Here is a 24,150-nt window from a genome sequence, read left to right as displayed (position 1 = left end):
GCCGCCCGCGGGCAAACCGCGCAGTAAACCAGGTGGTGACGGGGTCGGCGTGGATTTTCGCGGGATTCCACGTCGGCCCCGTGTTCCCATGCCTCACACGAATGGGTACCCTCTCGCTCGCGCCGTGCGAGTGATCGCTGCCTGTTGGTAATGATGATCTTCCAGTGTTACCGTTTCGTGGCCAATCGAGTGACGTGGCCGCAGGCGGATCTCACGTGCAGCGCCTGCCCTGGCAAAACCAGATTCACGAAGCTGCGGAGCGCTGTGAAGCAGAAGAGCAGTTCGGAGACGAACTACAAGACCATCCGGACACGACTGACCGGTGTCGTGGTCGTCCCGAGCGTCGTGCTGTTGTTGATGTGGGCGCTGTTCTCGTCGTACACCGTGTTTGACGGTTTCTACCAGCGAGCTGTCGCCCAGGGCGTGAAGGACGCCTCCATTCCGGCCGTCCAGACGTTCGCCGCGATCCAGCGCGAGCGCGAGCTGACGATGACGAGCCTGAGCCAGCCCGGATCGTCGGCGGACCTGCGCGCGCAGCAGGCCCGGACCGACGAGGGCCTCGGCGTGATGAGATCCGCGTTCGCCACGCTCTCGGGATCGGCGCCGCAGCAGGTGGTCGACGGCATCAACAACATGAACGGCCTGCTGTCGCAGCTGCCGAACCGGCGCGCCCAGGTCGAGGCCGGGAAGACCCCGAAGCGCGAGATCTACGACTACTACAACAGCCTCCTCGACGCGGCCCACACGCTGTTCACCACGCAGGCGCGCATCGTGCCCGACCCGGTGGCGGTGCAGGGCGGTCTCGCCTCGACCCAGTACTTCCAGGCCGCCGACTGGATGTCCCGCGCGACGTCCATCGCGTCCGGCTCGCTGGCGGCGAACGAGTTCACCGACGACGACCGGGTGGAGTTCGCGAACCTGGTCGGCGCCTACCGGTCGTCGCTGAGCGACATCCAGCCCTACGCCGAGCCGCGGGTGCGCGAGCACCACCGCCGGATCACCGAGAGCGAGGACTGGAAGAAGGTCGAGAACTACCAGGCCGGGCTGATCCGCAGCGACGGCGAGCGGCCCACCAGCGTGGTCTCGCTGCAGGACTGGCAGGCCGCCACCAGCGCGCTGGGCACCGAGCTGACGAAGCTGGTGACGGAGCAGTCCGTCGACGCCACCGACGTCACGCTGGTCAACGGCGAGAACAAGTTCAACACGGTCCTCATCGGCAGCCTGATCGCGCTCCTCGCGGTGGTCATCGGCATCTTCGTCGCCGTCCGGATCTCCAACCGCCTGGTCAACCGCGCCCTCATCTCGCGACTGGTCAAGCTGAAGAACGACTCCCTCGACCTGGCGCACGAGCGGCTGCCGGACATCGTCGAACGGCTGCGCAAGGGCGAGCACGTCGACGTGGAGGCCGAGGTCCCGTCGCTGGACTACGGCCAGGACGAGATCGGGCAGGTGGCCGACGCGTTCAACGCGGCGCAGTTCACCGCCGTCGCCGCGGCCGTCAAGGAGAGCCAGGTCCGCGACGGTGTGAACCGCGTGTTCCTCGACATCGCCCACCGCAACCAGGGGCTCGTGCACCGCCAGCTCAAGATCCTCGACAAGCTGGAGCGCGAGGAGGAGAGCCCGGAGCAGCTGGACGCGCTGTTCCAGCTCGACCACCTCGCCACCCGCGCCCGCCGCAACGCCGAGAACCTGATCATCCTCGCGGGCGAGCAGCCGGGACGTCAGTGGCGCAAGCCCGTGCGCATGATCGACATCCTGCGCGCCGGTGTCGCCGAGACCGAGCAGTACGTGCGCGTGAAGATGAACCCGGTGCCCGACACCGCCCTGGTGGGCGGCGCGGTCGCCGACACGATCCACCTCATCGCCGAGCTGGTCGACAACGCCACGGCGTTCTCGTCGCCCCGCTCCCAGGTCCAGGTGCACAGCAGTCAGGTGCCCCAGGGCATCGTGGTCGAGATCGAGGACCACGGCCTCGGCATGAGCCCGGAGGACCGGGCCCGAGCCAACGAGATGCTAGCCAACCCACCCGAGTTCGACGCCATGTCGCTGCGCGGTGAGTCCCGGCTCGGCCTGTTCGTGGTCGCCCGGCTCGCCGACCGCCGCAAGATCCGCGTGGAGCTGCGCGAGTCGCTCTACGGCGGAACCCTCGCGCTCGTGCTGATCCCCTCGGAGATCGTCGCGGGCCCCTCGTCCAACGTCGAGCCCGCCAACGCCAACGAGATCACCGCGCGGCGTGGTGCGCCGGAGCACGACCTGGTCCACTCGGAGGCGGCCCGCCAGGGCGACCTCAGCGGGGAGGCCCGGTTTCCCGGAGCACCGGGCGAGTCCTCCAGTGGAGTGGAAGACTTCTGGGCCAAGGCCGAGACGGAGATCGCCGGAGATTCCCACGCAGCGCAGCGGTCCCCCGTGATCGCGCAGGTGGAGCTGCCCCGGAGGTCGAGGGAGGCGCAGTGGCCGGTGGACGACCCGGAGGCGCCGGAGACCGTGCAGATGAAGATGGACTTGCCGCGGAGCAGGCCTGAGCTCCCCCGTAGACGTCGCCAGCAGAACCTGGCACCACAGCTGGCGACCGACGACCACCTCATCGCCCCCGAGCCCATCGCGGAGGCCGAGATCGAGAGGTCCGCCGAACGCACTCGGCAGGGTCTGGCCGCATTCCAGAAGGGCGCGCGCGAGGCCCGTCGCGGCGACAACGACCTCGAACCGTGATTCGTCGTGGATGACGTGAGCCTGGGAAGGGGCAATCTCCACATGAACGACATGAACAGCCAGCACAACGAGCTGAACTGGTTGTTGGAAGACCTGGTCAGTCGAGTGGTGGGGGCGCGGCACGCCGTGGTCCTCTCCGCCGACGGCCTGCTCCTGGGCCGTTCGCCCGGACTGTCGAAGGACGACTCGGACCACCTGTCCGCGATGGCGTCGGCGTTCCAGAGCCTCGCCAGGGGGACCGGCCGCCAGTTCGGCGGCGGCGCGGTGCGGCAGACCATCGTCGAGATGGAGCACGCCTACCTCTTCGTCACAGCGGCGGGCCACGGGGCGTGCCTCGCTGTGCTCGGGGAGGAGGACGCCGACATGGGCATGATCGCCTACGAGATGAACATGCTCGTGAAAAGAGTCGGAACTTACCTCTCCTCGGCGCCGCGGGCCGAAGTAGTCCCGCCTCTGCCCTCGGCTCGTAGGTCGTCCTGATGAACGGCCGCGACGACTGGTGGTACGACGAGGCCGCGGGTCCGGTGGTGCGCCCGTACGCGATGGTGCGCGGCCGCACCCGTCCGGTGACCGCCGAGCTGCACCTGGTGACGCAGGTGCGGGCGATGCCGTCGGCCTCCGACCCGGAGTCGCTGACGGTCGAGCACCTGGAGATCATGGAGCTGTGCAGGCGGCCGCTGTCGGTCGCCGAGGTCGCGGCCTACCTCGATGTTCCGCTCGTCGTGGTGAAGGTGTTGTTGAGCGATCTCATCCAGCGCGGTGACGTCGTCATCCGGGACCCCGCGCGGGTCGCGGAAATTCCAGACAGGAACCTACTGCAGGCGGTGCTGAATGGCGTCCGTGGAATCTGAGCGGCCGGGCGGAGAGCTGCTCGTTCCCACCCCGGTCAAGATCGTCATCGCCGGTGGCTTCGGCACCGGCAAGACGACGATGGTCAAGTCGGTCAGCGAGATCGCCCCGCTGCACACCGAGGAGCTGCTGACCGAGGCGAGCGTCGGCGTCGACGACCTCGCGGGCGTCGAGGGCAAGACGACGACCACGGTCGCGCTGGACTTCGGCCGCATCACGATCAGCCCCGAGATCGTGCTGTACCTGTTCGGGACACCCGGACAGGGCCGCTTCTGGTTCATGTGGGACGAGCTGGCGCAGGGCGCGATCGGCGCCGTCGTCCTGGTCGACACCCGCAGGCTGGACAGCAGCTTCCCGTCGATCGACTTCTTCGAGCGCCGGGACATCCCGTTCATCGTGGCCGTCAACTGCTTCGACGACGCCCACAAGTACACGGCGGACGAGGTGCGCGGCGCGCTGGACCTGGACAAGTCGATCCCGGTCGTGCTGTGCGACGTGCGCAACCGCGAGTCGAGCAAGGCCGTGCTGGTGGGCATCATCGAGCACGCGCTGTCGCGGCTCGACGCGATGGCCTGAGGACGCGGGCCTTCCGCCGCGAGCGGGGGAAGGCCATCGGCACGGCGGTGTCGACACGTGCCGGGCGCATGACTAGCGTGATGTGCCTACTGGTTCGGGAAGTCGGGGGGCTCGTTGCGGTCGAACGGTGAACCGGGGGGCGCCTCGGCGCACGACCTCGCCAAGGACTTCGACCACCTCGACCCCGCCGTCGCGCGGGTGATCCACGAGACGACCGCCGAGCTCCGGCGCGGGTGCCCCGTCGCGCGCAGCGGGGCGCACGGCGGGTTCGTCGCCCTCACCAAGCAGGCCGACATCATCACCGCCGCGATGCGGCACGACGAGTTCAGCTCGGCGGTCGACGGCATCGGCGCCACGATGCTCCTGCCGGGCACCGGCGGGGTGAACGCGCCGCTGTTCGAGAGCGACCCGCCCGAGCACAACGACTGGCGCAAGCTGATGTCGCCGTTCTTCACCCCCACGGCCGCCGCGGAGCACGAGGAGCGCGTCCGGGTGCTCACCCGCCGGGTAGTGCGGGAGCTGCGCCCACAGGGCCGCTCAGACCTCGTCGCGGACCTCGCCGCCAGGATCCCGCCGGTGCTCGTGGCGGTGCTGCTGGGCGTCCCGCCGGAGCAGCACGACGACCTCGCCCGCCACGCCCGCTCGATGACCTCCGCGACGTCGGCGGCGGAGGCGGCCGCCGCCGGGGAGGCGTTCGCGGATTTCCTGTCCGCGCAGATCCGGGACCGCCGCGGCCGTCCCGGCTCCGACGTGCTGACCGCCGTGGTCAACGCCGACTTCGGGCGCGGCCCGGCCTCCGACGGCGAGCTGCTGAAGTTCGCGTTCCTGATGGTCGCCGCGGGCCACCTGACGACCACCGACACCATCGCGAACACCGCGCTGGTGCTCGCGCTCGACCCCGAGCTGCGCGGCCGGGTCGTCGCCGACCCCGCTCTGATTCCGGAGCTGATCGAGGAGTCCGTCCGGCACGAGTCCGCGGTCGCCGCCACCGGTCGTCGCGTCCTGGTCGACACCCGCATCGGCGAGGTGGACCTGAAGCCGGGGGAGCGGTTGCTGCTGCTCTGGGGTTCGGGCAACCGCGACGAGGACGTCGTGGACGACGGCGACGTGTTCCGGCTCGGCCGGGGACGCGGCCGCCAGCTGGGCTGGGGGGCGGGCGTGCACCGCTGCCTCGGCCAGCACTTGGCGCGGGTCGAGCTGCGGGTGGTGTTCGAGGAGCTGCTGGCCGCGATCCCGTCGTTCGAGCTGGAGCCGGGCTTCGAGCCGGAGCGCACCTTCGGGGTGCTGCGCGGTGTGCGCGCGCTGCCCGTGCGGTGGCCGGTCGAGGCGTGAGACCCGGTGGGCCCCGGCGGACCGGGGCCCCGGTCCTCAGTCCGAGGCCTGCTCCAACCGGCAGTTGAAGTGCCGCAACAGCTTGGGCACCTCGGTCAGCCGGTAGCCGGGCACCTTCTCCGGTGCCTTCGCGATCCCGGTCAGGACCTCGGCCACGTACTCGAGGTGGCTCTGCGTGTAGACCCGCCGCGGGATCGCCATCCGCACCAGCTCGTACGGCGCGGGCTTGAGCAGGTTGCCGTCGTCGTCCAGCTCGCCGAGGTACAGCGACCCCAGCTCCGCGCAGCGGATGCCGCCCGCCAGGTACAGCTCGCACGCCAGCGCGTGGCCGGGGAACCGCTCCGGCGGGATGTGCGGCAGCAGGCGTCCGGCGTTGAGGTAGAGGGCGTGCACGCCCGCCGGGCGCACGCTGTCGACCCCGCCCAGCCGGGCCTGGTCGGCGAGGTAGGCGGTGGCCTCGGCGCGGGCGCGCAGGTAGGTCGGCTCGGTGACCTCCAGCAGGCCCTGCGCGAGCATGTCCAGGTCCCGGCCCGACAGCCCGCCGTAGGTCCGGAAGCCCTCCGTGGCGATGAGCACGAGCTCGCACCGCTTGGCCAGCTCCGGGTCGCGCATCGCGAGCATCCCGCCGATGTGGACGATGCCGTCCTTCTTCAGGCTCGCCACGCACCCGTCGGCCAGCGCGAACGCCTTGCGGGCGATCTCGCGCGGCGACACGTCCCGGTAGCCGGGCTCGCGTTGGTTCACCAGCCACGCGTTCTCGGCGAAGCGGGCGGCGTCCAGGAAGAACGGCACGCCGAACTCCGCGGCCAGCTTCGCGACGGCCTCCAGGTTGGCCATCGACACCGGCTGGCCCCCGCCGCCGTTGTTGGTGATCGTCATGAGCACCACGCCGACGTCGTCCGGCCCGGCCAGCGCCCCGCGCAGCGCCTCCAGGTCGATGTCGCCCTTGAACGGCGCGTCGCTGTCGAGGTCCGCCGCCTCCTGGCACGGCAGGTCCCGCGCCACGCAGCCCGCCATCTCCACGTTCGCCCGCGTGGTGTCGAAGTGCGTGTTGCTGACCGACACCTGGCCCGGCTTGAGCAGCGTGGTGAACAGGATCCGCTCGGCCGCCCGGCCCTGGTGCACGGGGAACATGTGCTCGTACCCGGTCAGCTCGGAGACGACGTCCTTGAACCGGAAGAACGACCGCGCGCCCGCGTAGGTCTCGTCGGCGCGCATCCCCGCGGCCTGCTGCTCGGCCGACAGCGCGTTGGTGCCCGAGTCGCTCAGGAAGTCGATCGTGACGTCCTCGGCCGTCAGGTTGAACGGGTTGTACCCGGCGCGGGCCATGGCCTTCTCGCGGTACGGGCGGGTGGTGATCGGGATCGGCTCGACGACCTTGATCCGGTACGGCTCCATGATGGGCATTGCGGCGGTTTCTCCCCTAGCTGACCAGTGTTGCTACTCGCGGTGACGCCTTGGCGTAGGCCTCGGACGACAGGTAGACGGTGACCCCCGGTCGGGGCACGCCCGCGCGCAGGGACACGTGGGCGATGAGTCCGACACCGTCGGCGAGCGGACGACGGGAGACGGCGGCGAGCGCGTTCTCGAACGGCGCCGGGTCCATGCGGTGGTGGTCCAGCACCGCGAGGACCCGTTCGCGGGCCTCCACGTCATCGTTGACATAGGTCCTGACCGGCATGTACAGCGAGTAGCCCCGTGGCCGGTCGACGTCGCCCGGCAGGAACGTGTAGCTGGAGACGAGCGGCCGTTCCGTGTACGGCCCCGCGCCGCCGCTGCTCATCACGCAGAAGTCGCGCACGCTGTCGCCGGACACGCCGCGCGCCCCGACCGCCGCGCGGGCGGCGTCGTCGGCGGTGGCGTCCCGGTGCGACAGGTACACCTTGACCCGCGCGCTGGGGGAGTCGTTGAGGTCGAGCGCGAAGAACGAGTAGTGGTCCAGCCCGTCGCCGCGCCGACGGGCGTGCTCGACGATCGTGGCGTGCCCCGCGCCGTAGCCCAGTCGCGCCAGGCCCTCGCTGACCAGGAGCGGAGCCTCGGCCTCACCGCGCACCTCGGGGTTCAGGTACACCTTGACGGCCGGTGGGGCGTCCTTGCGGAACACCAGGGAGAGCCACAGCGAGAAGTGGCCCTGGGGGTCGGAGGGGAGGAAGAGGTCGCGCACGGCCTCGAAGCGGTCCAGCGGCAGGTGGTGGCGACGGCTCAGCGCCTCCAGCACGTCGACCGCGGCGTCCATGTTGCCCATCGGGCTGGGGTCCGCGGCGGTCGGCTCCAGCAGGACGCGGACCGTGGTCGGCTGGCCCTCGGCGAAAGCCGTGGAGAACTCGAACGGCGTGCCGTCGTCGGCCACCCCGGAAGTCCAAGCAGGCACTGTGGACAATGGTCGAAACCCACCTGGCCCGAGTGATTCGCACAAGAGTTCGATTGAATTATTCGCGAGATCGCCCAGGTGGACGGAATGTAGCAGTGCGTGCAACTGTCGGCTGCCGAAATCTCGAATCGAGACGTCTGTGCTGTTCACGGTGCGACACTCCTTGTCCGTGGCGCAGGGAAAGCTACTCTTTAGTAGACGTACTTGTCCACCCGAATGCAGGAACGGTTGACTCGCATATGAGTGAACCTTCACACTATTGACTTGTCGTCAAGCGTCAATTAAGGGCCACTTGTGGATCGACGACCCAGGGGTGGCTGGTCTGATCGGCTTGGCCGTCTCAGGGAAGTTCATTCGATTGCAGTAGCCTGGCCGTCCCGATCGTTACCGATGGTGATTTCCGCGCATTCACCGGGGTTGTGAACTTAACTGAAGTTGCGGAAATCGAGACCGGTATTGCGCGGCGATTCTGGTGAAAGGGTCGGATGTCCTGCTCACCGGCTGGGATCCCGGCACGGCACGCGCTATCACATGTCGGTCTTTCGCGGGCCGGCAAACAGCGCTCGTGTGCGGTAGTCCGCAGGTGGACGAACAGCGCCGGTCACACGCCGTCGTGCACCGCGTCGGTCGCGGTGAAGTGCTCGATCATGGCCTCCAGCGCCTCCAGCGACCTGGGGCTCAGGTTCTGGGCACGGGCGGCGATGCGCATCGCCCGGCCGGAGTGGGTGCGGCGGGTCGACGTGGCCACCGGGATGAGGTCTCCCGGGTGCACGGCGAACACCTCCGCTATCGCCATGATGACGTTCATGGTCGGGTTGTCGCTCTTGTTGTTGCGCAAGTTGGAGATGTACGGCTCGCTCTTGCCGATCAAGCGGCCTATCTCGGCGTTCGAGTAGTACGGCGACCGGCGACGGCGGTTCTCGTCGGGACGTGACCGGGGGATGTGGGACATGAGGTGGTCGAGTCGTTCGGCGAAGGTGGGTAACGAACCAAGGGCTTCACGAGGGTCCTCGTCCACCAACCCCGGCACCTCCACCTCGACCTGGCGCGGTCCCGTCCGCGGAACGCGCAGTCGTCCGCACGTGCATTCGCAGTATCGATCTCGGCCGAGATGTTTCGCAACCACCGCCGACAGCGGTCTGCTCAACAGGGGTGTGCGGGCGACCGCGCGGCAGGTCGAAGGTGCGGATCCGATCGGACGTGCTCGTGAACGGAGGCCGCACCGCGTCGGCGGTACGGCCTCCGTTCACGGAGCGCTCACCCGGCGTAGTTGTGGAAGCCGCGGCCGCTCTTCTTGCCGAGCAGGCCGGCGTCCACCATCCGCAGCAGCAGCGGCGGCGGGGAGTACAGCGGCTCCTTGAACTCGTCGTACATCGACTCGGCGATGGCCTTCGTGGTGTCCAGGCCGATCAGGTCGGTCAGCCGCAGCGGGCCCATCGGGTGGGCGCAGCCCAGCACCATGCCGCTGTCGATGTCCTCCGCCGACGCGAACCCGGACTCCAGCATCCGGATGGACGACAGCAGGTAGGGGATCAGCAGGGCGTTGACCACGAAGCCCGCGCGGTCCTGCGACCGGATGACCTCCTTGCCCAGCACGGTCGTCACGAAGTCGCGCGCCCGGTCCTGGGTCTGCTGGCCGGTCAGCAGCGACGGCACGAGCTCGACCAGCTTCAGCACCGGCACCGGGTTGAAGAAGTGCACCCCGATGACCTGCTCGGGACGGCTGGTGGCCATGCCCAGCTTCATGATCGGGATCGACGAGGTGTTCGACGCGAAGATCGCGTCCGGGTCCTCGACGACCTTGTCCAGCGCGGTGAACACGTCGGTCTTGACCTGCTCGTTCTCCGCGACCGCCTCGACGACCAGGTTGCGGTCGGCGAAGTCGGCCACGTCGGTCGTGAACCGCATCCGGTCCAGCGCCGCGTCGCGGTCGGACTCGGACAGCTTGCCGCTGCGCACGCCCCGGCCCAGCGAGGTCGCGATCCGCGCCTTCGCCGCCTCGGTGGCGCCCAGGTCGACCTCGGCGATCAGCACGTCGAGGCCCGCCCGCGCGCACACCTCGGCGATCCCCGAACCCATCAGCCCGGACCCGACCACGCCCACACGTTGAATGTCGCTCACACCGCGATGGTGCCAGGTCGTGGAACAGGACGTGCGCGCCAGCCCTGTTCCACGACCAGCGGCTCAGGCCCCGAAGGCCCGCACGTAGTCCGGGGTCAGCTGGTCGGGCGCCGCGTCGTAGAGCTCCTCGACGGTCACGCCGGGGTGCACGTTGCGGAACACCAGCGCCACCGCGCCGTCGGCCCTGGTGAACAGGGTCGGGTCCAGCACGGCCTTCACGTGCGAGCCCGCGTCGTCGGAGTCCTCCAGCACCTCGGTCCACGGCCGGAACACCGGGGTGTCCACGCCGACGGTGCCGGTCGTGTAGACCCGGCCGGCGGCGTCGCGCACGGCCAGCTCGACCCGGTCGCCGTAGCGGGTGATCGTGGGCGAGCCCGCCGCCGCGACACCGGGCACGCCCACCCAGCCCCCGGTGCCGAGCTGCACCTGGACGCCGCCGGAGGTGTCGCGGGTCGCGGTCCACAGCTTGCCGTTGGAGATCGCCAGTGCGGGGGTGCCCGCGGCCCCGACCGCGCCGAGGTCTACGAGCTCGCCGGGCACGCCGTCCTCGTCCTGCCGGTAGCGCACGACCGAGCCGGTGGAAGTGCGCGCGACGACCCACTCGCCGTCGTTGTCGCCGACCACTGCGGCCGCCGGGCCGACCAGGTTCGTGCCGCCGACCTTGCGCCAGGCGCCGAAGTCGCCCTCGTCCTCGACCCGCTTGGTCGCCCACAGCGCGCCGTCCTCGCCGACCGCGTACAGCGCGGTGCGGCCGCCGGACCGCTTGACCGCGGCCGGTTCGGTGGGGAAGAAGCCGCCGAGCGACACGGCCAGCGCCGTGCTGTCGCCGCGCAGCACCTCGCTGTTCTGGGCGCCCGCGAAGACCTCCTCGGGCAGGTCTGGGTTCAGCACACCCTGCGGCACGCCGTTCACGGCGGTGTTCGCGACGACCTTCTGGCTGAAGCCGGTGCCGTTGGCCTTCTCGGTGAGCTTCACGAGCTGGCCGGAGTTGTTGACCCGGTACTGCACGAGCAGGCCGTTCGCGGTCTCCGCCACCGAGCTCGGGGTGTTCTGCGCCTGGACGACGGCGGGGCGCGGGGTGACCACGTGATCGGTGCGGTCGCACGAGTTGGGGACGGCCATGACGTCCTTGTTGCCGTTCCACCCGGTACCGACGATCCGCGCGGTCGGGCTGGGGGTGGTGTTGGTGTCCTGGTCGTAGCGGAACCAGTCCAGCTCGCCGTTGTCGGCGCGGATCCCGTAGATCACGTCGCCGCCGGGGGAGAAGGCCGTGCTGAACGCGCCCCAGCCGGAGCCCGAGACGACGGGCTCGACGACCATGCGCTGCGAGGCGTACTCGTAGCGGTAGCGGCGCAGCTCGCCGGTGAAGAAGTCGCGCTCCAGGATCACGCCGGGGCCCGCCGCGGTGATCTCGCCGAACACCAGGGGACCGGTCTTGCGCGCGTCCACGAGCCGCCCGGTGGAGTTGGGCAGCCACGGGCCGGGCTGGTCCACCCACACGCGCAGGTGGTTGTCGACGTCGACGGCGTAGAGGTGGCCGAGCGAGTCGACGGCGATCCGGTCGCGCCACGCCTCGTCGACGTAGGCCTCCCAGTCGGTGCCGAGCACCTCGTAGCCCAGGCCGTTCGGGAACGTCGCCCAGCCGCCGGTGTCGGTGTAGCGGAAGCGGCGCAGCTCACCGGTGTCGGTGATGTTGTAGACCACGCCGTCGGGGCCCGCCAGCGTGCGGCCTCCCCACGCGGAGCCGATCTGCGCGGCCGCTCCCCACGAGTTCACGCCCTCGGCGACACCGGTGTGGTCGTACTTCCACAGCGTCCCGTCGGCCTTCACCACCATGATGCGGGCCGCGGGCGCGCAGGTGGCGCCGACGGCGTGCGCGGCGGGCGCCGAGATCGCGGCGAGCGTCGTCGCGACCAGGCCTGCGGTGGCGAACAGGGCGAGCTGTCTGGCTCTCACGTGTGACCCCTCGTCGGAAGGGGACGTCGTGAGCTACCAGCAGAGGCCCCCAGACCTGGCGGCCAACACCCTAACTCGTTCGAGTGATCCCGGTAACCGTTCGTGTTTTCCATCTTGGTGACGCGGAGGGAAAGCCCAGGAAACATCCACTGGGTTACCCCACGACCTCCCCCTTGATCCGCCAAATGGTGGATTCAGTGACAGGTGCAGGGTGAAGATTCCCTCCGCACTCGGGGCGGGGATGCCGAGAGCGGCGGTTCGAGTGTCACCGACTTGTCGGGTGCGTCGATGTGATCGAGCCAATCGGACGGCTGCGGGACGGCTCGGTCTCCGCTGTGGGTAAACGGCCTCGCGGGATCTCGGTCTATTCTTCCGGTGTACTGTGATCCGGGTTACCCGTCGGGAGGTGTAGTGCAGTTCAATACCAGTGATCCGGATATCGCGACGATCGTGCGCAGGATCGAGCGCAAAGTGATCGACCTCCAACCTGAGTTCCAACGAGGTGAGGTTTGGTCCACGAACAAGAAGCAACGTCTGATCGACACCATCCTGCGACGGTGGCACGTGCCTCCCATTCACCTCGTAGCTAAGGACGAGGGACTTTTCGACGTCCTGGACGGTCAGCAGCGCTTGACCGCCATCCGGGATTTTGTCGACGGACTGTTCGGTGTCGATGCCAGCATCGAGCCGCACGAGGAGAAATTGCAGACACTGGACGGGCTGCGGTTCAACCAACTTCCTGAAGGCGTCAGAAATCAGTTCGAGAGCTTCCCGATCCGAGTATTCGAACTCCATGACTACACACCGCAGGAACCGCACGAGCTCTTTTTTCGCTTGAATCAGCCCACGGCCCTGACCGAAGCCGAGAAGAGGAACGCGTTCATCGGCGGGCCGAGGAACCAGGTCAAGGATCTCGTCAAGTGGTCCGAGGCTATCGGCATGGAAGCGAGTAGAATCGGTTTCTCGAATGCCCGGATGAGTTATGACGACCTTCTTGCAAGGTTCCTCATCACGTTGGAGCAGCGGACTTTGCTGGAGAAGGTCACCGCGGCGCGGATAACCAACAGGTACCGGGACGCTCTTTCGTTCTCCGAGGACGTCGTGGTCGCGGCCAAGGCGTCCCTGAACTTCTTCCTGGGGCTTGACCTCCTCGACAACAGGGTGGGCGGGTTGAAGCCCAACAAGGCGACCATCCACTCGTGGCTCTGCATGGCGGCCAAGCTCCACAGGCACGGCATCCTCCAGGGTATGCGATCGGAGTTGGCGGCCACGGTGGAGTACGTGGAGCGGGCGCGGTTGAATCGCAGTGCCGCGGACGAGGATCCGAGGTCCAAGGCGTTGGGGGTGTTCCACGACAGGTCCACATCGAGGGTCGCGGACACGTCCTCGGTGATGCTGCGCGACCTCACGGGGTGGATGATCTTCGTGCGTGACAGCCGGGTGGGCGTGCGCGACGCGGTATTCCTGCAGCAAGCTGTCGAGGCTTGGAAGGTGACGGGTACCGGGCCCAGTCCGGAGAAGCGGCTGAGTGACTGGGCGGCCGCCAACAGGTGGGGCGGCAAAGAATGGTTGTGAGGTTTGCGGAACGTGAAAAAACGTTTACGAGCTTGGCGCGGCGAAAATACACGACGTCGCTGACCTCGGCGTTGCTGAACGGCTCCGAGGCGGGTAGTCATGAAATGGTTTTCGCTCCTGGGGTAACCGTTGTCTGCGGTGGCAACGGTGCGGGCAAGTCGTCGATGCTAGGCGCGATCCTGCGTTGTCTGGGTGATGATCAAGCGGAGTCATCCACCTTCGCACGTGTGCCGTACTGGCTCGCCGGTATCACCGTGAAAGGTTCTTACCACGGTGAGATTTGGGAAGCGCACTACGACTGCGCAAGCGCGACGCGGAGTGGGACCTGCCCGATCCCCGTCGTCTACATCGACGCATCCGCAGAAACAGAGCGGATCCTCACGTTGATCCGACAGGACGACAACCCTGGTGACCTCGTCGAAGGGATCGACTCGGCGCCCTTCTTTGCGGAGCAGGTCGATCTGCTGTCATACGTGCTGCGGCGCAGTTACACCGAAGTGAACGTTTTCGAGATCACGGCCTTCAGTGAAGACGACACGCCGACGCCCTTCTTCACGCTCGAATCTATGGGACAGAAGTACGACCTCACTCAGATGGGTCGCGGCGAGCTGGCCGCCGCATACCTGATCTGGAGGCTTGGTGCTGTCGAGAAAGGGTCGGTGGTTCTTCTCGAGGAGCCGGAAAGTCATCTGGCCGTGTTCTCCCAGCAGGCTCTGGCGGAAGTCGTGGTGGGAATCGTCGTGGAGAGGGATCTGACGGTGGTGGTGTCGAGCCACTCGCCGGGGTTCATCCATCGACTGCCTCTGGATCACGCGATCATGCTCAGCGCGTCACCTGTCCCGCTGATCCGTTCCGGACTGACGACCTCCGAGGTCGCGCAGCACCTGGGGCTCCAGCCCGCGCGTGACGCCATTCTTGTCGTGGAGGACGTGGTCGCTGCGGAGTTCCTCGCGTCGGTGTTGGACCACACCGCTCCTGACCTGGCTTCCAAGGTGAGCATCAAGTTCGCGGAGTCGGGTGAGTCAGGCGTGAGGCGAACCGTTGCCGAACTGAAGGCTTCCGAGTCCTCGACGGCGTTCGCCGTCCTGGGAGTCCTGGACGGCGATCAGCGTGCGGAAGGCGCGGAGTTCGGTTACCTGATGGGGGATGTCGCTCCTGAAGAGGTGATGCGGGACCTCGCTGCCGCTTGGCGCGCGGACGCCGACCCGGAGTGGACGCCGTCGTTCCCCGGAGGTCGGCACGCGCTGCAGTTGGCGTTGGAACGGTACGACGGGCTGGACCACCACGATTGGGTGATCGAACTGTCGCGGGTCTTGGGTGGCAGGCGCAAGTTCGTCGACGAGATGGCCCAGTTGTGCCTGCGCGATCCTTCGGTTCGGGATCAGGCTGAGCAGTTGGTGAAGTGGCTCCGGGAACGAGTTCGCTGAGCGGTCCACCGCGTGCCCGACAGGCCTTTTGACGGTGGCGGACCGCGCGGGAGTGCCAGGTGATGACGCGCGTCCGCCTGCGCAAGGCATCCGTTGACAGCGCTGGTGAGCCCGTGTAGCAATAGCTGCAATGGTTCCGCAGTAGACCTTTAGGGAAGGGACCGCGATGCGCAGCGAGGGTTTGCTCACGGTCGAGGAGCTCCGCGTGGCCGTCGACGCGGGTGACATCGACACCGTGCTGGTCGCCGTCGTCGACATGCAGGGCCGGTTGCAGGGCAAGCGGTGCGCCGCGCGGTACTTCGTCGACGAGGTGCTGTCGCACGCCACCGAGGGCTGCAACTACCTGCTGGCCGTGGACGTCGACATGAACACCGTCGGCGGGTACGCGATGTCGTCGTGGGACACCGGCTACGGCGACTTCGTGATGCTCCCGGACCTGACCACGCTGCGCCGGATCCCGTGGCAGGAGGGCACCGCGCTGGTCGTGTGCGACCTGCAGTGGGAGAACGGCGACCTGGTCACCGCCTCGCCCCGGCAGATCCTCAAGCGCCAGCTCGACCGGCTCGCCGCGCGCGGGCTGCGGGCGTTCGTGGGCACCGAGCTGGAGTTCATCGTCTTCAACGACACCTACGAGCAGGCCTGGGACAAGGCCTACCACGGGCTCAAGCCCGCGAACCAGTACAACGTCGACTACTCGATGCTGGGCACCGGCCGGATCGAGCCCCTGCTGCGCGACATCCGCAACAGCATGGAGGGCGCGGGGATGCAGGTGGAGTCGGCGAAGGGCGAGTGCAACCCCGGCCAGCACGAGATCGCGTTCCGCTACACCGAGGCGCTGGCCACCTGCGACAACCACAGCATCTACAAGACCGGTGCCAAGGAGATCGCCGCGAACCACGGCAAGAGCCTGACGTTCATGGCGAAGTACAACGAGCGCGAGGGCAACTCCTGCCACATCCACCTGAGCCTGCGCACCGACGACGACCAGCCGGCGTTCGCCGGTGACCGCGAGCACGGGTTCACCGAGCTGATGGAGCACTTCCTCGCGGGCCAGCTGGCCCACCTGCACGAGCTGACCTACTTCCTGGCCCCGAACATCAACTCCTACAAGCGTTTCGTGCCCGGCAGCTTCGCGCCGACGGCCATCGCCTGGGGCCACGACAACCGGACGTGCGCGCTGCGGGTCGTCGGCCACGGCCAGTCGCTGCGGTTCGAGAACCGGGTGCCCGGCGGCGACGTGAACCCCTACCTCGCCGTGGCCGCGCTGATCGCGGCCGGGCTCAAGGGCGTGGACGACGGGCTGGCGCTGGAGGACCCGTTCACCGGCAACGCCTACAGCTCCGACCGCGACACCGTGCCCACGACGCTGCGCGACTCCGCCGCCGCGCTCGCCGGCAGCGCGCTGGCCCGCGAGGCGTTCGGCGACGACGTGGTCGACCACTACCTCAACGCGGCCAAGGTCGAGCTGACGGCGTTCGACGCCGCGATCACCGACTGGGAGCGGATCCGTGGCTTCGAACGGCTCTGAGACCAGGCCGCTGATCGGCCTGTCCACGTACCTGGAGCCGACCAGGTTCGGCGTCTGGGACACCGAGGCCGCCGTGCTGCACAAGGCCTACCTCGACTCGGTGCGGCTGGCGGGCGGCAACCCCGTGCTGCTGCCGCCCGGTGGCGACTGGCGGGCCGAGACCCTCGGCTGGCTCGACGGCCTCGTCCTCACCGGCGGCGCCGACCTCAACCCGGCGAGCTACGGCCAGGAGCCGCACCCGTTGACCGGTCCGTCGCGGCAGAGCCGCGACGACACCGAGTTCGCGCTGCTGGACGCCGCTCTCAAGCTCGACCTGCCGGTGCTCGGCGTGTGCCGGGGCATGCAGGTGCTCAACACCGCCCTCGGCGGGACGCTGCACCAGCACGTCCCCGGCCACAACCCGAGCCCCGGCGTGTTCGAGCGCACCGAGGTCGAGGTCGTGCCGGACAGCGCGCTGGCCGGGATCGTCGGCGCGCGCACGACCGTGCACTGCCACCACCACCAGGCCCTGGACGTGCTCGGTACCGGTCTGCGCGTGGTCGCGACCGCGCCGGACGGACTGGTCGAGGCGGTCGAGCTGGCGGGCGCCCGCTTCGTGCTCGGCGTGCAGTCGCACCCGGAGCAGGACATCGAGGACGTGCGGCTGTTCGCCGCACTGGTCCGCACCGCGAAGGAGAGGACCAGCAGGTGACCAGCACGTTCGACGTGATCAACCCGGCGACCGAGGAGGTCGTGCGCACCGTCGACCTCGTCCCGCTCGAGGAGACCGACGCGGCGATCGCCCGTGCCCGGAAGGCCTTCCCGGCCTGGCGCGACGTCACGCCCGCCGACCGCGGCAGGCTGCTGCGCCGGTTCGCCGACGCCGTGGACGCGGCGGTCGAGGAGCTGGCGGCCCTGGAGGTGCTCAACTCCGGGCACACCATCGGCAACGCGCGCTGGGAGGCGGGCAACGTCCGCGACGTGCTGCACTACTACTCCGCCGCCCCGGAACGCCTGTTCGGCAGGCAGATCCCGGTCGCGGGCGGGGTCGACGTCACGTTCCACGAGCCGCTCGGCGTCGTCGGCGTGATCGTGCCGTGGAACTTCCCGATGCCGATCGCGGGCTGGGGCTTCGCGCCCGCGCTCGCGGCGGGCAACACCGTGGTGCTCAAGCCCGCCGAGCTGACCCCGTTGACGGCCATCAGGATCGGCGAGCTGGCCCGCGAGGCGGGCATCCCGGAGGACGTGTTCCAGGTCCTGCCCGGCAAGGGTTCGGTGGTGGGCAACAGGTTCGTCACGCACCCGGACGTGCGCAAGGTCGTGTTCACCGGCTCCACCGCCGTGGGCAAGCAGATCATGGCGGGCTGCGCGGACCAGGTGAAGCGGGTGACCCTGGAGCTGGGCGGCAAGAGCGCGAACATTGTGTTCGCCGACTCCGACCTGGAGCGGGCCGCCGCCACCGCGCCGTACGGCGTGTTCGACAACGCGGGCCAGGACTGCTGCGCCCGGTCGCGGATCCTGGTGCAGGACAGCGCCTACGACCGCTTCATGGAACTGCTCGAACCGGCCGTCAAGGGCGTCGTCGTCGGCGCGCCCGGTGACGACAAGACCGAGATGGGCCCGCTGATCTCCGCGGCCCACCACGCCAAGGTCTCGTCCTACGTGCCGTCCGACGCGCCCGTCGCGTTCCGCGGCAGCGCCCCCGACGGACCCGGTTACTGGTTCCCCCCAACGGTTCTCGCGCCCGTGTCGCCGAGCGACCCGGCGGCGGTCGAGGAGATCTTCGGCCCCGTCGTGTCGGTGCTCCGGTTCACCGACGAGGCCGACGCGGTCAGGTTGGCCAACGACAGCGAGTTCGGCCTGTCCGGCTCGATCTGGACCCGCGACGTCGGCCGCGCGCTGCGCGTCTCCCGCGGTGTCGAGGCGGGCAACCTGTCGGTCAACTCCCACTCGTCCGTGCGGTACTCCACGCCGTTCGGCGGTTTCAAGCAGTCCGGTCTCGGCCGGGAGCTCGGTCCCGACGCGCTCGCGTCGTTCACCGAGACCAAGAACGTGTTCATCTCGTCTGAGGAGCGGATCTGATGGTACGACGGCTGGAGGACCGCGTCGCGGTCATCACCGGTGGCGGCAGCGGCATCGGGCTCGCGTCCGCGCGCAGGCTCGCCTCGGAGGGCGCGAGGGTCGTGGTCGTCGACATCGACGAGACCGCGGGCAAGGCCGCCGCGGAGGAGCTGGGCGGCGACTTCTACCCGGTCGACGTGACCAGCGAGGAGGAGGTCCGCGCCCTCTACGCCGCCGTGCACGGCATGCACGGGCGGATCGACATCGCGTTCAACAACGCGGGCATCTCGCCGCCCGAGGACGACTCGATCCTGACCACCGGCATCGAGGCGTGGGAGCGGGTGAACAGGGTCAACCTGACCTCGGTGTACCTGTGCTGCAAGTACGTCATCCCGTACATGCTCGACGCGGGCAAGGGCTCGGTGATCAACACCGCGTCCTTCGTCGCCACCATGGGCGCCGCCACCTCGCAGATCGCCTACACCGCGTCGAAGGGCGGTGTGCTGGCGATGAGCCGCGAGCTCGGCGTCCAGTTCGCCCGCGACGGCGTGCGCGTCAACGCGCTGAGCCCCGGCCCGGTGAACACCCCGCTGCTCAAGGAGCTGTTCGCCAAGGACGCCGAACGCGCCGCCCGCCGCCTCGTGCACGTGCCGCTCGGCCGGTTCGCCGAGCCCGAGGAGATCGCCGCCGCGGTCGCGTTCCTGGCCAGCGACGACTCGTCGTTCATGACCGCGTCGAACTTCCTGGTCGACGGCGGCATCTCCGGCGCCTACGTGACCCCGTTGTAGTGACCGGTTCCCGGCGGGAGGCACCGTCCACAGCGGACGCCGCGGTGTTCCGGCCGGTTCGCGCGGGCAACGCGTTCGAGGAGACCGTCGAACGCCTGCTCCAAGCGATCCGGCTGGGCGTCGCGGTCCCCGGCGACCGCCTGCCCGCCGAACGCGAGCTCGCCACCCGCCTCGGCGTCAGCCGCGTCACCCTCCGCGAGGCCATCCGCTCCCTGCACGAGGCCGGCTACGTCGAGTCCCGCCGCGGCCGCTACGGCGGCACCTTCGTCAACGACGTCCTCCCCACCCCCCACCCCCTCTCCGACCGCGGCCCCGTCGACCTCCCCGACACCCTCACCCTCCGCCACGTCCTCGAATCCGGCGCCGCCGAATCCGCCGCCTCCCGCCCCCTGGACCAGTCCGACCACCACAACCTCCGCGCCCGCCTCCAGGACTGCCTCACCTCCGACATCACCGAATACCGCCGCCGCGACTCCCGCCTCCACCTGGCCATCGCCGAAGCAACCGGCTCCGCCTCCCTCACCGCCGCCGTCGCCGACGTCCGCATGCGCGTCACCGAACTCCTCGACACCATCCCCCTGCTCGAACCCAACCTCGCCCACTCGAACGAACAGCACGAACGCATCATCACCGCCATCCTCAACGGCAACCCGGACGCGGCAAGAAAAGCCATGGCCGAACACCTCGACGGCACCGCATCCCTACTACGCGGCTTCTTGGCCTAACCCAGCCAGGCAACAGCGGTAACAGCCCAACGATGCTGAAAGCGAGCAACCTGCCCAACGACGCTGGAAGCGAACACAAGCCGCCCAACGAAGCTGGAAGCGAGCAGTGCTCGTCCGCTAGTGCGGTCGGCTTGACTTGGGGTTTTTGGGCTTAGACTTGCGGCGGCGGGCAGGCTCTACCACCTGCCCTTTTTCGCCCGACGAAGCCCAAAAAAGGGGCCCCAAGTCAAGCCGACCGCACCCGGAGACCGTGGTAGCGACACCGGGCGAGACAACACGGCGCCTCCCATACCCGGCATCAACGCACGGCGGATGCGACCCCCGCCGATTGACCACTCTCAGCTACACGCGCCGCCCCAGCACAACACCAACAGCAAGATCACCTCTCGAACCGCCCGTGGTTCTCCCACCCCCGCGGCCCATGCCCCACCCGAGGCCCAGGCCCCCGCTCATCCATCCGCGAGATCCCCACCCTCCCAGGACCCCGCCCGTACCCGTCGTGGTCCAGCAAAGCCACCACCCCACCCCCGATGATCAACCCCAGCACCCCCACAGCCACCAACTGCGCCCCCCGATGCGCCGCCACCCTCCGAAACCGCCCCCGCGCCCCACCAGCCGCAGCCCCCACCGGCACCCCCTGCCCAACAGGCGCCACCGCCGGCTCCTCCACCACCGGCTGCCCCGACTGCCCACCCTGAGGCTGCCCCGGCTGCTCAATCGGCTGTGTCGCCCCCTGCTCCACAGACTGCCCCGGCTGCGACACCGGCTCAGGCCTACTGCCCTCGGGAACCTTCGGGTCGGACATGGCGTGCTCCTGGTCTTCGGCGGGGTCGGTCCGTCACCGCCCCGGCCTCCAGGATGCGCCTCGGACCTGTGAAGACCCTTATCACGACCTGTCGGTCGCCTGAGCGGCGGAAATCGGCGCGACAACCGTCCCCGGAAGGGGTTCGATCAGGTCATGCTGAACCTCAAGGCCCTGGTCGACAAGCCCACCCTGTCGGGTGATCTCGTCCGGTTGGTCCCGCTCGTCGCCGAGCACGCCCCCGACCTGTTCAAGGGGGTCAACGACCCCGAGGTCCGCAGGCTCACCGGTACGCACCGGGTGTTCACGTTCGAGGAGGTCGAGCGGCACGCGGCCACCCGTGCCGAGCAGACCGACCGGGTGGACCTGACCGTCCTGCGGGCCGTGGACGGGAAGGTGCTCGGCGACATCGTGCTCAACGACCTCGACGCCGACAACCTGAGCATGGGGTTCCGCATCGCCCTGGTCGCGGAGCAGGGCAGGGGCTACGGGACGGAGGCGATCCGGCTGCTGCTGCGCTACGCGTTCGACGTCGTCGGCCTGCACCGGGTCGAGCTGGAGGTCTTCGACTTCAACCCGCGCGCCATCGCGTCCTACCGCAAGTGCGGGTTCGTGGAGGAGGGCAGGGCGCGCGACGCGCTGCTCTGGGAGGGGGAGTGGCACGACGCTCTGCTCATGGCGGTGGTGAGCACCGATAACATCTGACTGGTTCGCACCGCAGTTCACCCAACGAGGAGTCACCGTGTCCGAGTCGCGTCCCGCAGCCGTCGTCACCCCACCGCGCGTGGTGGTGCCGTCGGGGACTACCGCGGGGGCGGCGGTGCGCGAAGCCGATCTGCCCGGCAAGGGCCCCGACGCGATCGTGGTCGTCCGCGATCCCGAAGGCCACCTCCGCGACCTGTCCTGGGTGCCGCAGGTGGACGTCGAGGTGGAGGCCGTCGCGGCCAACACGCCCGACGGCCGCAGCGTCATCCGGCACTCCGCGGCGCACGTGCTCGCGCAGGCCGTGCAGCAGCAGTTCCCGGAGGCCAAGCTCGGCATCGGCCCGCCGGTCAAGGACGGCTTCTACTACGACTTCCAGGTCGAACGGCCGTTCACGCCGGAGGACCTGGCCGCGCTGGAGAAGCGCATGAAGCAGATCGTGAAGGGCTCGCAGCGGTTCTCCCGCCGCGTGGTCGAGTCGGTCGAGGCCGCCAAGCGGGAGCTGGCCGCCGAGCCGTTCAAGCTGGAGCTGGTCGACATCAAGTCCGATGTCGACACGGCCGAGGTCATGGAGGTCGGCGGCGGCGAGCTGACGATCTACGACAACCTCGACCCGCGGTCGGGCGACCGGCTGTGGGGTGACCTGTGCCGCGGTCCGCACGTGCCCACGACCAAGCACATCCCGGCGTTCAAGCTCAGCCGCGTGGCCGCGGCCTACTGGCGCGGCAACGAGAAGAACCCGCAGCTGCAGCGCATCTACGGCACGGCGTGGGAGTCGCAGGAGGCGCTGGACGCGCACCTGGAGCTGCTGGCCGAGGCCGAGCGCCGCGACCACCGCAAGCTCGGCGTCGAGCTGGACCTGTTCAGCTTCCCGGACGAGATCGGCTCCGGCCTGGCGGTGTTCCACCCCAAGGGCGGCATCATCCGGCAGGAGATGGAGAACTACTCCCGGCAGCGGCACACCGAGGCGGGCTACGAGTTCGTCTACTCGCCGCACATCACCAAGAGCTCGCTGTTCGAGACCTCCGGTCACCTCGACTGGTACAAGGACGGCATGTACCCGGCGATGCAGCTGGACGCCGAGCACAACGAGGACGGCACGGTCCGCAAGCCCGGCCAGGACTACTACCTCAAGCCGATGAACTGCCCGTTCCACGACCTGATCTTCCGGTCGCGCGGGCGGTCCTACCGCGAGCTGCCGCTGCGGATGTTCGAGTTCGGCTCCGTGTACCGCTACGAGAAGTCCGGCGTGATCCACGGCCTGACCCGCGTGCGCGGCATGACGCAGGACGACGCGCACATCTTCTGCACGCCCGACCAGATCCAGGACGAGCTGAAGTCGCTGCTCGGCTTCGTGCTGGGGCTGCTCAAGGACTACGGCCTCGACGACTTCTACCTGGAGCTGTCGACCCGCAACCCGGAGAAGTCCGTGGGCTCCGACGAGGTGTGGGAGACGGCGACCGAGGCGCTGCGCGTCGCGGCCGAGGACTCGGGTCTCGAGCTCGTGCCCGACCCCGGTGGCGCCGCGTTCTACGGCCCGAAGATCTCCGTGCAGGCCAAGGACGCGCTGGGCCGCACGTGGCAGATGTCCACGATCCAGCTGGACTTCAACCTGCCCGAGCGGTTCGAGCTGGAGTACTCGGCCAGCGATGGCACCCGCCAGCGCCCGGTCATGATCCACCGCGCGCTGTTCGGTTCGGTCGAGCGCTTCTTCGGCGTCCTCACCGAGCACTACGCGGGCGCGTTCCCGGCGTGGCTGGCGCCCGTGCAGGTCGTCGGCATCCCGATCGCCGACGAGCACGTCGACCACCTGCTGGGTGTGCAGAAGGCGTTGCGCGCCAAGGGGATCCGCGTCGACGTGGACGCCTCGGACGACCGCATGCAGAAGAAGATCCGCACGCACACCATGCAGAAGGTGCCGTTCATGCTCGTCGCGGGCGGCAACGACGTCGAGTCCGGCGCAGTGTCGTTCCGGTTCCGCGACGGCACGCAGGTCAACGGCGTGCCGGTGGAGAAGGCGGTCGACACCATCGTGGACTGGGTCGCGCGGCGGGAGAACTCCTCGCCGACCGCGGAGTCCGTCACGGCGGTCCAGTGACCCCCGAACTGGAGGAGCAGGGTGGTGTGGGGGTCCACGACGCGTTGCAGCGCCTGTGGACCCCGCACCGCATGTCCTACATCAAGGGCGAGGGCAAGCCGGTCGGCAGCGAGCCGGACGGCTGCCCGTTCTGCCTGGTGCCGGGGATGGACGACGCCGACGGCCTGATCGTCGCCCGTGGCGAGGCGGTGTTCGCGGTGCTCAACCTGTACCCGTACAACCCCGGCCACCTGATGGTCCTGCCGTACCGGCACCTGCCCGACTACACCGACCTCACCCCGGCCGAGACGGTCGAGTTCGCCGAGTTCACCCAGAAGGCCATGCGCGTCATCCGGCACGCGGCGGCCCCGCACGGGTTCAACATCGGGATGAACCAGGGTGTCGTCGCGGGCGCGGGCATCGCCGCCCACCTGCATCAGCACGTGGTGCCCCGGTGGGGCGGCGACGCCAACTTCATGCCCGTCATCGGCCAGACCAAGGTGCTGCCGCAGCTGCTGGGGGAGACCCGCCAGCTGCTCGCGGACTCCTGGGGCGAGGTCGACTAGTCGCCG

General features: G+C 69.0%; 20 protein-coding genes. 15 read left to right on the top strand and 5 right to left on the bottom strand.

Annotated features, from left to right (window positions below):
* Window positions 1–264: 264 nt before the first annotated feature.
* From CLV43_RS20680 to CLV43_RS20660, 5 genes are all read left to right on the top strand, one after another.
* Entirely contained in the window at window positions 265–2,709 is a 2,445-nt protein-coding gene (locus CLV43_RS20680; RefSeq protein WP_106188904.1) for a sensor histidine kinase, read from the top strand.
* A gap of 42 nt (window positions 2,710–2,751) precedes the next feature.
* The gene (locus tag CLV43_RS20675; protein ID WP_106189312.1) at window positions 2,752–3,189 is read left to right on the top strand and encodes a roadblock/LC7 domain-containing protein; all 438 of its coding nucleotides are present in this window, start codon (window positions 2,752–2,754) and stop codon (window positions 3,187–3,189) included.
* Window positions 3,189–3,560 carry a DUF742 domain-containing protein gene (locus tag CLV43_RS20670; protein ID WP_106188903.1) on the top strand — a complete coding sequence of 124 codons (372 nt, stop codon included), beginning with the start codon at window positions 3,189–3,191 and terminating at the stop codon, window positions 3,558–3,560. Before CLV43_RS20675 ends, CLV43_RS20670 begins: the two co-directional genes overlap by 1 nt.
* Window positions 3,541–4,134, top strand: a complete 594-nt coding sequence (locus tag CLV43_RS20665; RefSeq protein ID WP_106188902.1) for a GTP-binding protein — start codon at window positions 3,541–3,543, stop codon at window positions 4,132–4,134. The genes CLV43_RS20670 and CLV43_RS20665 overlap by 20 nt, the downstream gene beginning before the upstream one ends.
* 114 nt (window positions 4,135–4,248) lie before the next feature.
* The gene (locus CLV43_RS20660) at window positions 4,249–5,466 is read left to right on the top strand and encodes a cytochrome P450 (RefSeq protein WP_106188901.1); all 1,218 of its coding nucleotides are present in this window, start codon (window positions 4,249–4,251) and stop codon (window positions 5,464–5,466) included.
* A 36-nt stretch (window positions 5,467–5,502) separates the two neighbouring features.
* On the opposite strand, the gene CLV43_RS20655 is transcribed toward CLV43_RS20660, so the two are convergent.
* From CLV43_RS20655 to CLV43_RS20635, 5 genes are all read right to left on the bottom strand, one after another.
* Window positions 5,503–6,873 carry a tryptophanase gene (locus CLV43_RS20655; protein WP_106188900.1) on the bottom strand — a complete coding sequence of 457 codons (1,371 nt, stop codon included), beginning with the start codon at window positions 6,871–6,873 and terminating at the stop codon, window positions 5,503–5,505.
* Between the two features lie 16 nt (window positions 6,874–6,889).
* Window positions 6,890–7,987 carry a tryptophan dimethylallyltransferase family protein gene (locus CLV43_RS20650; protein ID WP_281262169.1) on the bottom strand — a complete coding sequence of 366 codons (1,098 nt, stop codon included), beginning with the start codon at window positions 7,985–7,987 and terminating at the stop codon, window positions 6,890–6,892.
* Window positions 7,988–8,438: 451 nt separating this feature from the next.
* Complete coding sequence (locus tag CLV43_RS20645) at window positions 8,439–8,789, bottom strand: helix-turn-helix domain-containing protein (RefSeq protein ID WP_106188899.1); 351 nt, start codon at window positions 8,787–8,789, stop codon at window positions 8,439–8,441.
* Between the two features lie 305 nt (window positions 8,790–9,094).
* Window positions 9,095–9,958: a 3-hydroxybutyryl-CoA dehydrogenase gene (locus CLV43_RS20640; protein WP_170155934.1), complete on the bottom strand. Its 864-nt coding sequence runs from the start codon at window positions 9,956–9,958 to the stop codon at window positions 9,095–9,097.
* Between the two features lie 63 nt (window positions 9,959–10,021).
* Complete coding sequence (locus CLV43_RS20635) at window positions 10,022–11,914, bottom strand: tachylectin-related carbohydrate-binding protein (RefSeq protein WP_106188897.1); 1,893 nt, start codon at window positions 11,912–11,914, stop codon at window positions 10,022–10,024.
* A gap of 411 nt (window positions 11,915–12,325) precedes the next feature.
* Here CLV43_RS20635 and CLV43_RS20630 point away from each other — a divergent pair, with 411 nt between their 5' ends.
* From CLV43_RS20630 to CLV43_RS20580, 10 genes are all read left to right on the top strand, one after another.
* Entirely contained in the window at window positions 12,326–13,489 is a 1,164-nt protein-coding gene (locus CLV43_RS20630; protein ID WP_170155933.1) for a DUF262 domain-containing protein, read from the top strand.
* The gene (locus tag CLV43_RS20625; protein WP_170155932.1) at window positions 13,486–14,916 is read left to right on the top strand and encodes an ATP-dependent nuclease; all 1,431 of its coding nucleotides are present in this window, start codon (window positions 13,486–13,488) and stop codon (window positions 14,914–14,916) included. Before CLV43_RS20630 ends, CLV43_RS20625 begins: the two co-directional genes overlap by 4 nt.
* Window positions 14,917–15,082: 166 nt before the next feature.
* The gene (locus tag CLV43_RS20620) at window positions 15,083–16,444 is read left to right on the top strand and encodes a glutamine synthetase family protein (protein WP_170155931.1); all 1,362 of its coding nucleotides are present in this window, start codon (window positions 15,083–15,085) and stop codon (window positions 16,442–16,444) included.
* Entirely contained in the window at window positions 16,425–17,135 is a 711-nt protein-coding gene (locus CLV43_RS20615) for a gamma-glutamyl-gamma-aminobutyrate hydrolase family protein (protein WP_106188894.1), read from the top strand. The genes CLV43_RS20620 and CLV43_RS20615 overlap by 20 nt, the downstream gene beginning before the upstream one ends.
* Window positions 17,132–18,505: an aldehyde dehydrogenase family protein gene (locus CLV43_RS20610; RefSeq protein WP_106188893.1), complete on the top strand. Its 1,374-nt coding sequence runs from the start codon at window positions 17,132–17,134 to the stop codon at window positions 18,503–18,505. Before CLV43_RS20615 ends, CLV43_RS20610 begins: the two co-directional genes overlap by 4 nt.
* Window positions 18,505–19,272, top strand: a complete 768-nt coding sequence (locus CLV43_RS20605; RefSeq protein ID WP_106188892.1) for a 3-oxoacyl-ACP reductase — start codon at window positions 18,505–18,507, stop codon at window positions 19,270–19,272. The genes CLV43_RS20610 and CLV43_RS20605 overlap by 1 nt, the downstream gene beginning before the upstream one ends.
* Window positions 19,272–19,997 (top strand): FadR/GntR family transcriptional regulator, encoded by a 726-nt coding sequence (locus CLV43_RS20600; protein WP_106188891.1) that lies wholly within the window; start codon window positions 19,272–19,274, stop codon window positions 19,995–19,997. Before CLV43_RS20605 ends, CLV43_RS20600 begins: the two co-directional genes overlap by 1 nt.
* A gap of 958 nt (window positions 19,998–20,955) precedes the next feature.
* Entirely contained in the window at window positions 20,956–21,504 is a 549-nt protein-coding gene (locus tag CLV43_RS20590) for a GNAT family N-acetyltransferase (protein ID WP_106188889.1), read from the top strand.
* Window positions 21,505–21,541: 37 nt separating this feature from the next.
* A complete protein-coding gene (gene thrS, locus CLV43_RS20585) occupies window positions 21,542–23,599 on the top strand; it encodes a threonine--tRNA ligase (RefSeq protein WP_106188888.1) in 2,058 nt (685 codons plus the stop codon).
* Window positions 23,596–24,144 (top strand): HIT family protein, encoded by a 549-nt coding sequence (locus CLV43_RS20580; protein WP_106188887.1) that lies wholly within the window; start codon window positions 23,596–23,598, stop codon window positions 24,142–24,144. The genes thrS and CLV43_RS20580 overlap by 4 nt, the downstream gene beginning before the upstream one ends.
* The last annotated feature ends 6 nt before the right edge of the window (window positions 24,145–24,150 follow it).

Origin of the sequence: Umezawaea tangerina, from assembly GCF_003002815.1 — a bacterium.
GTDB lineage: Bacteria > Actinomycetota > Actinomycetes > Mycobacteriales > Pseudonocardiaceae > Umezawaea > Umezawaea tangerina.
This window is presented reverse-complemented; position numbering and strand designations above follow the sequence as displayed.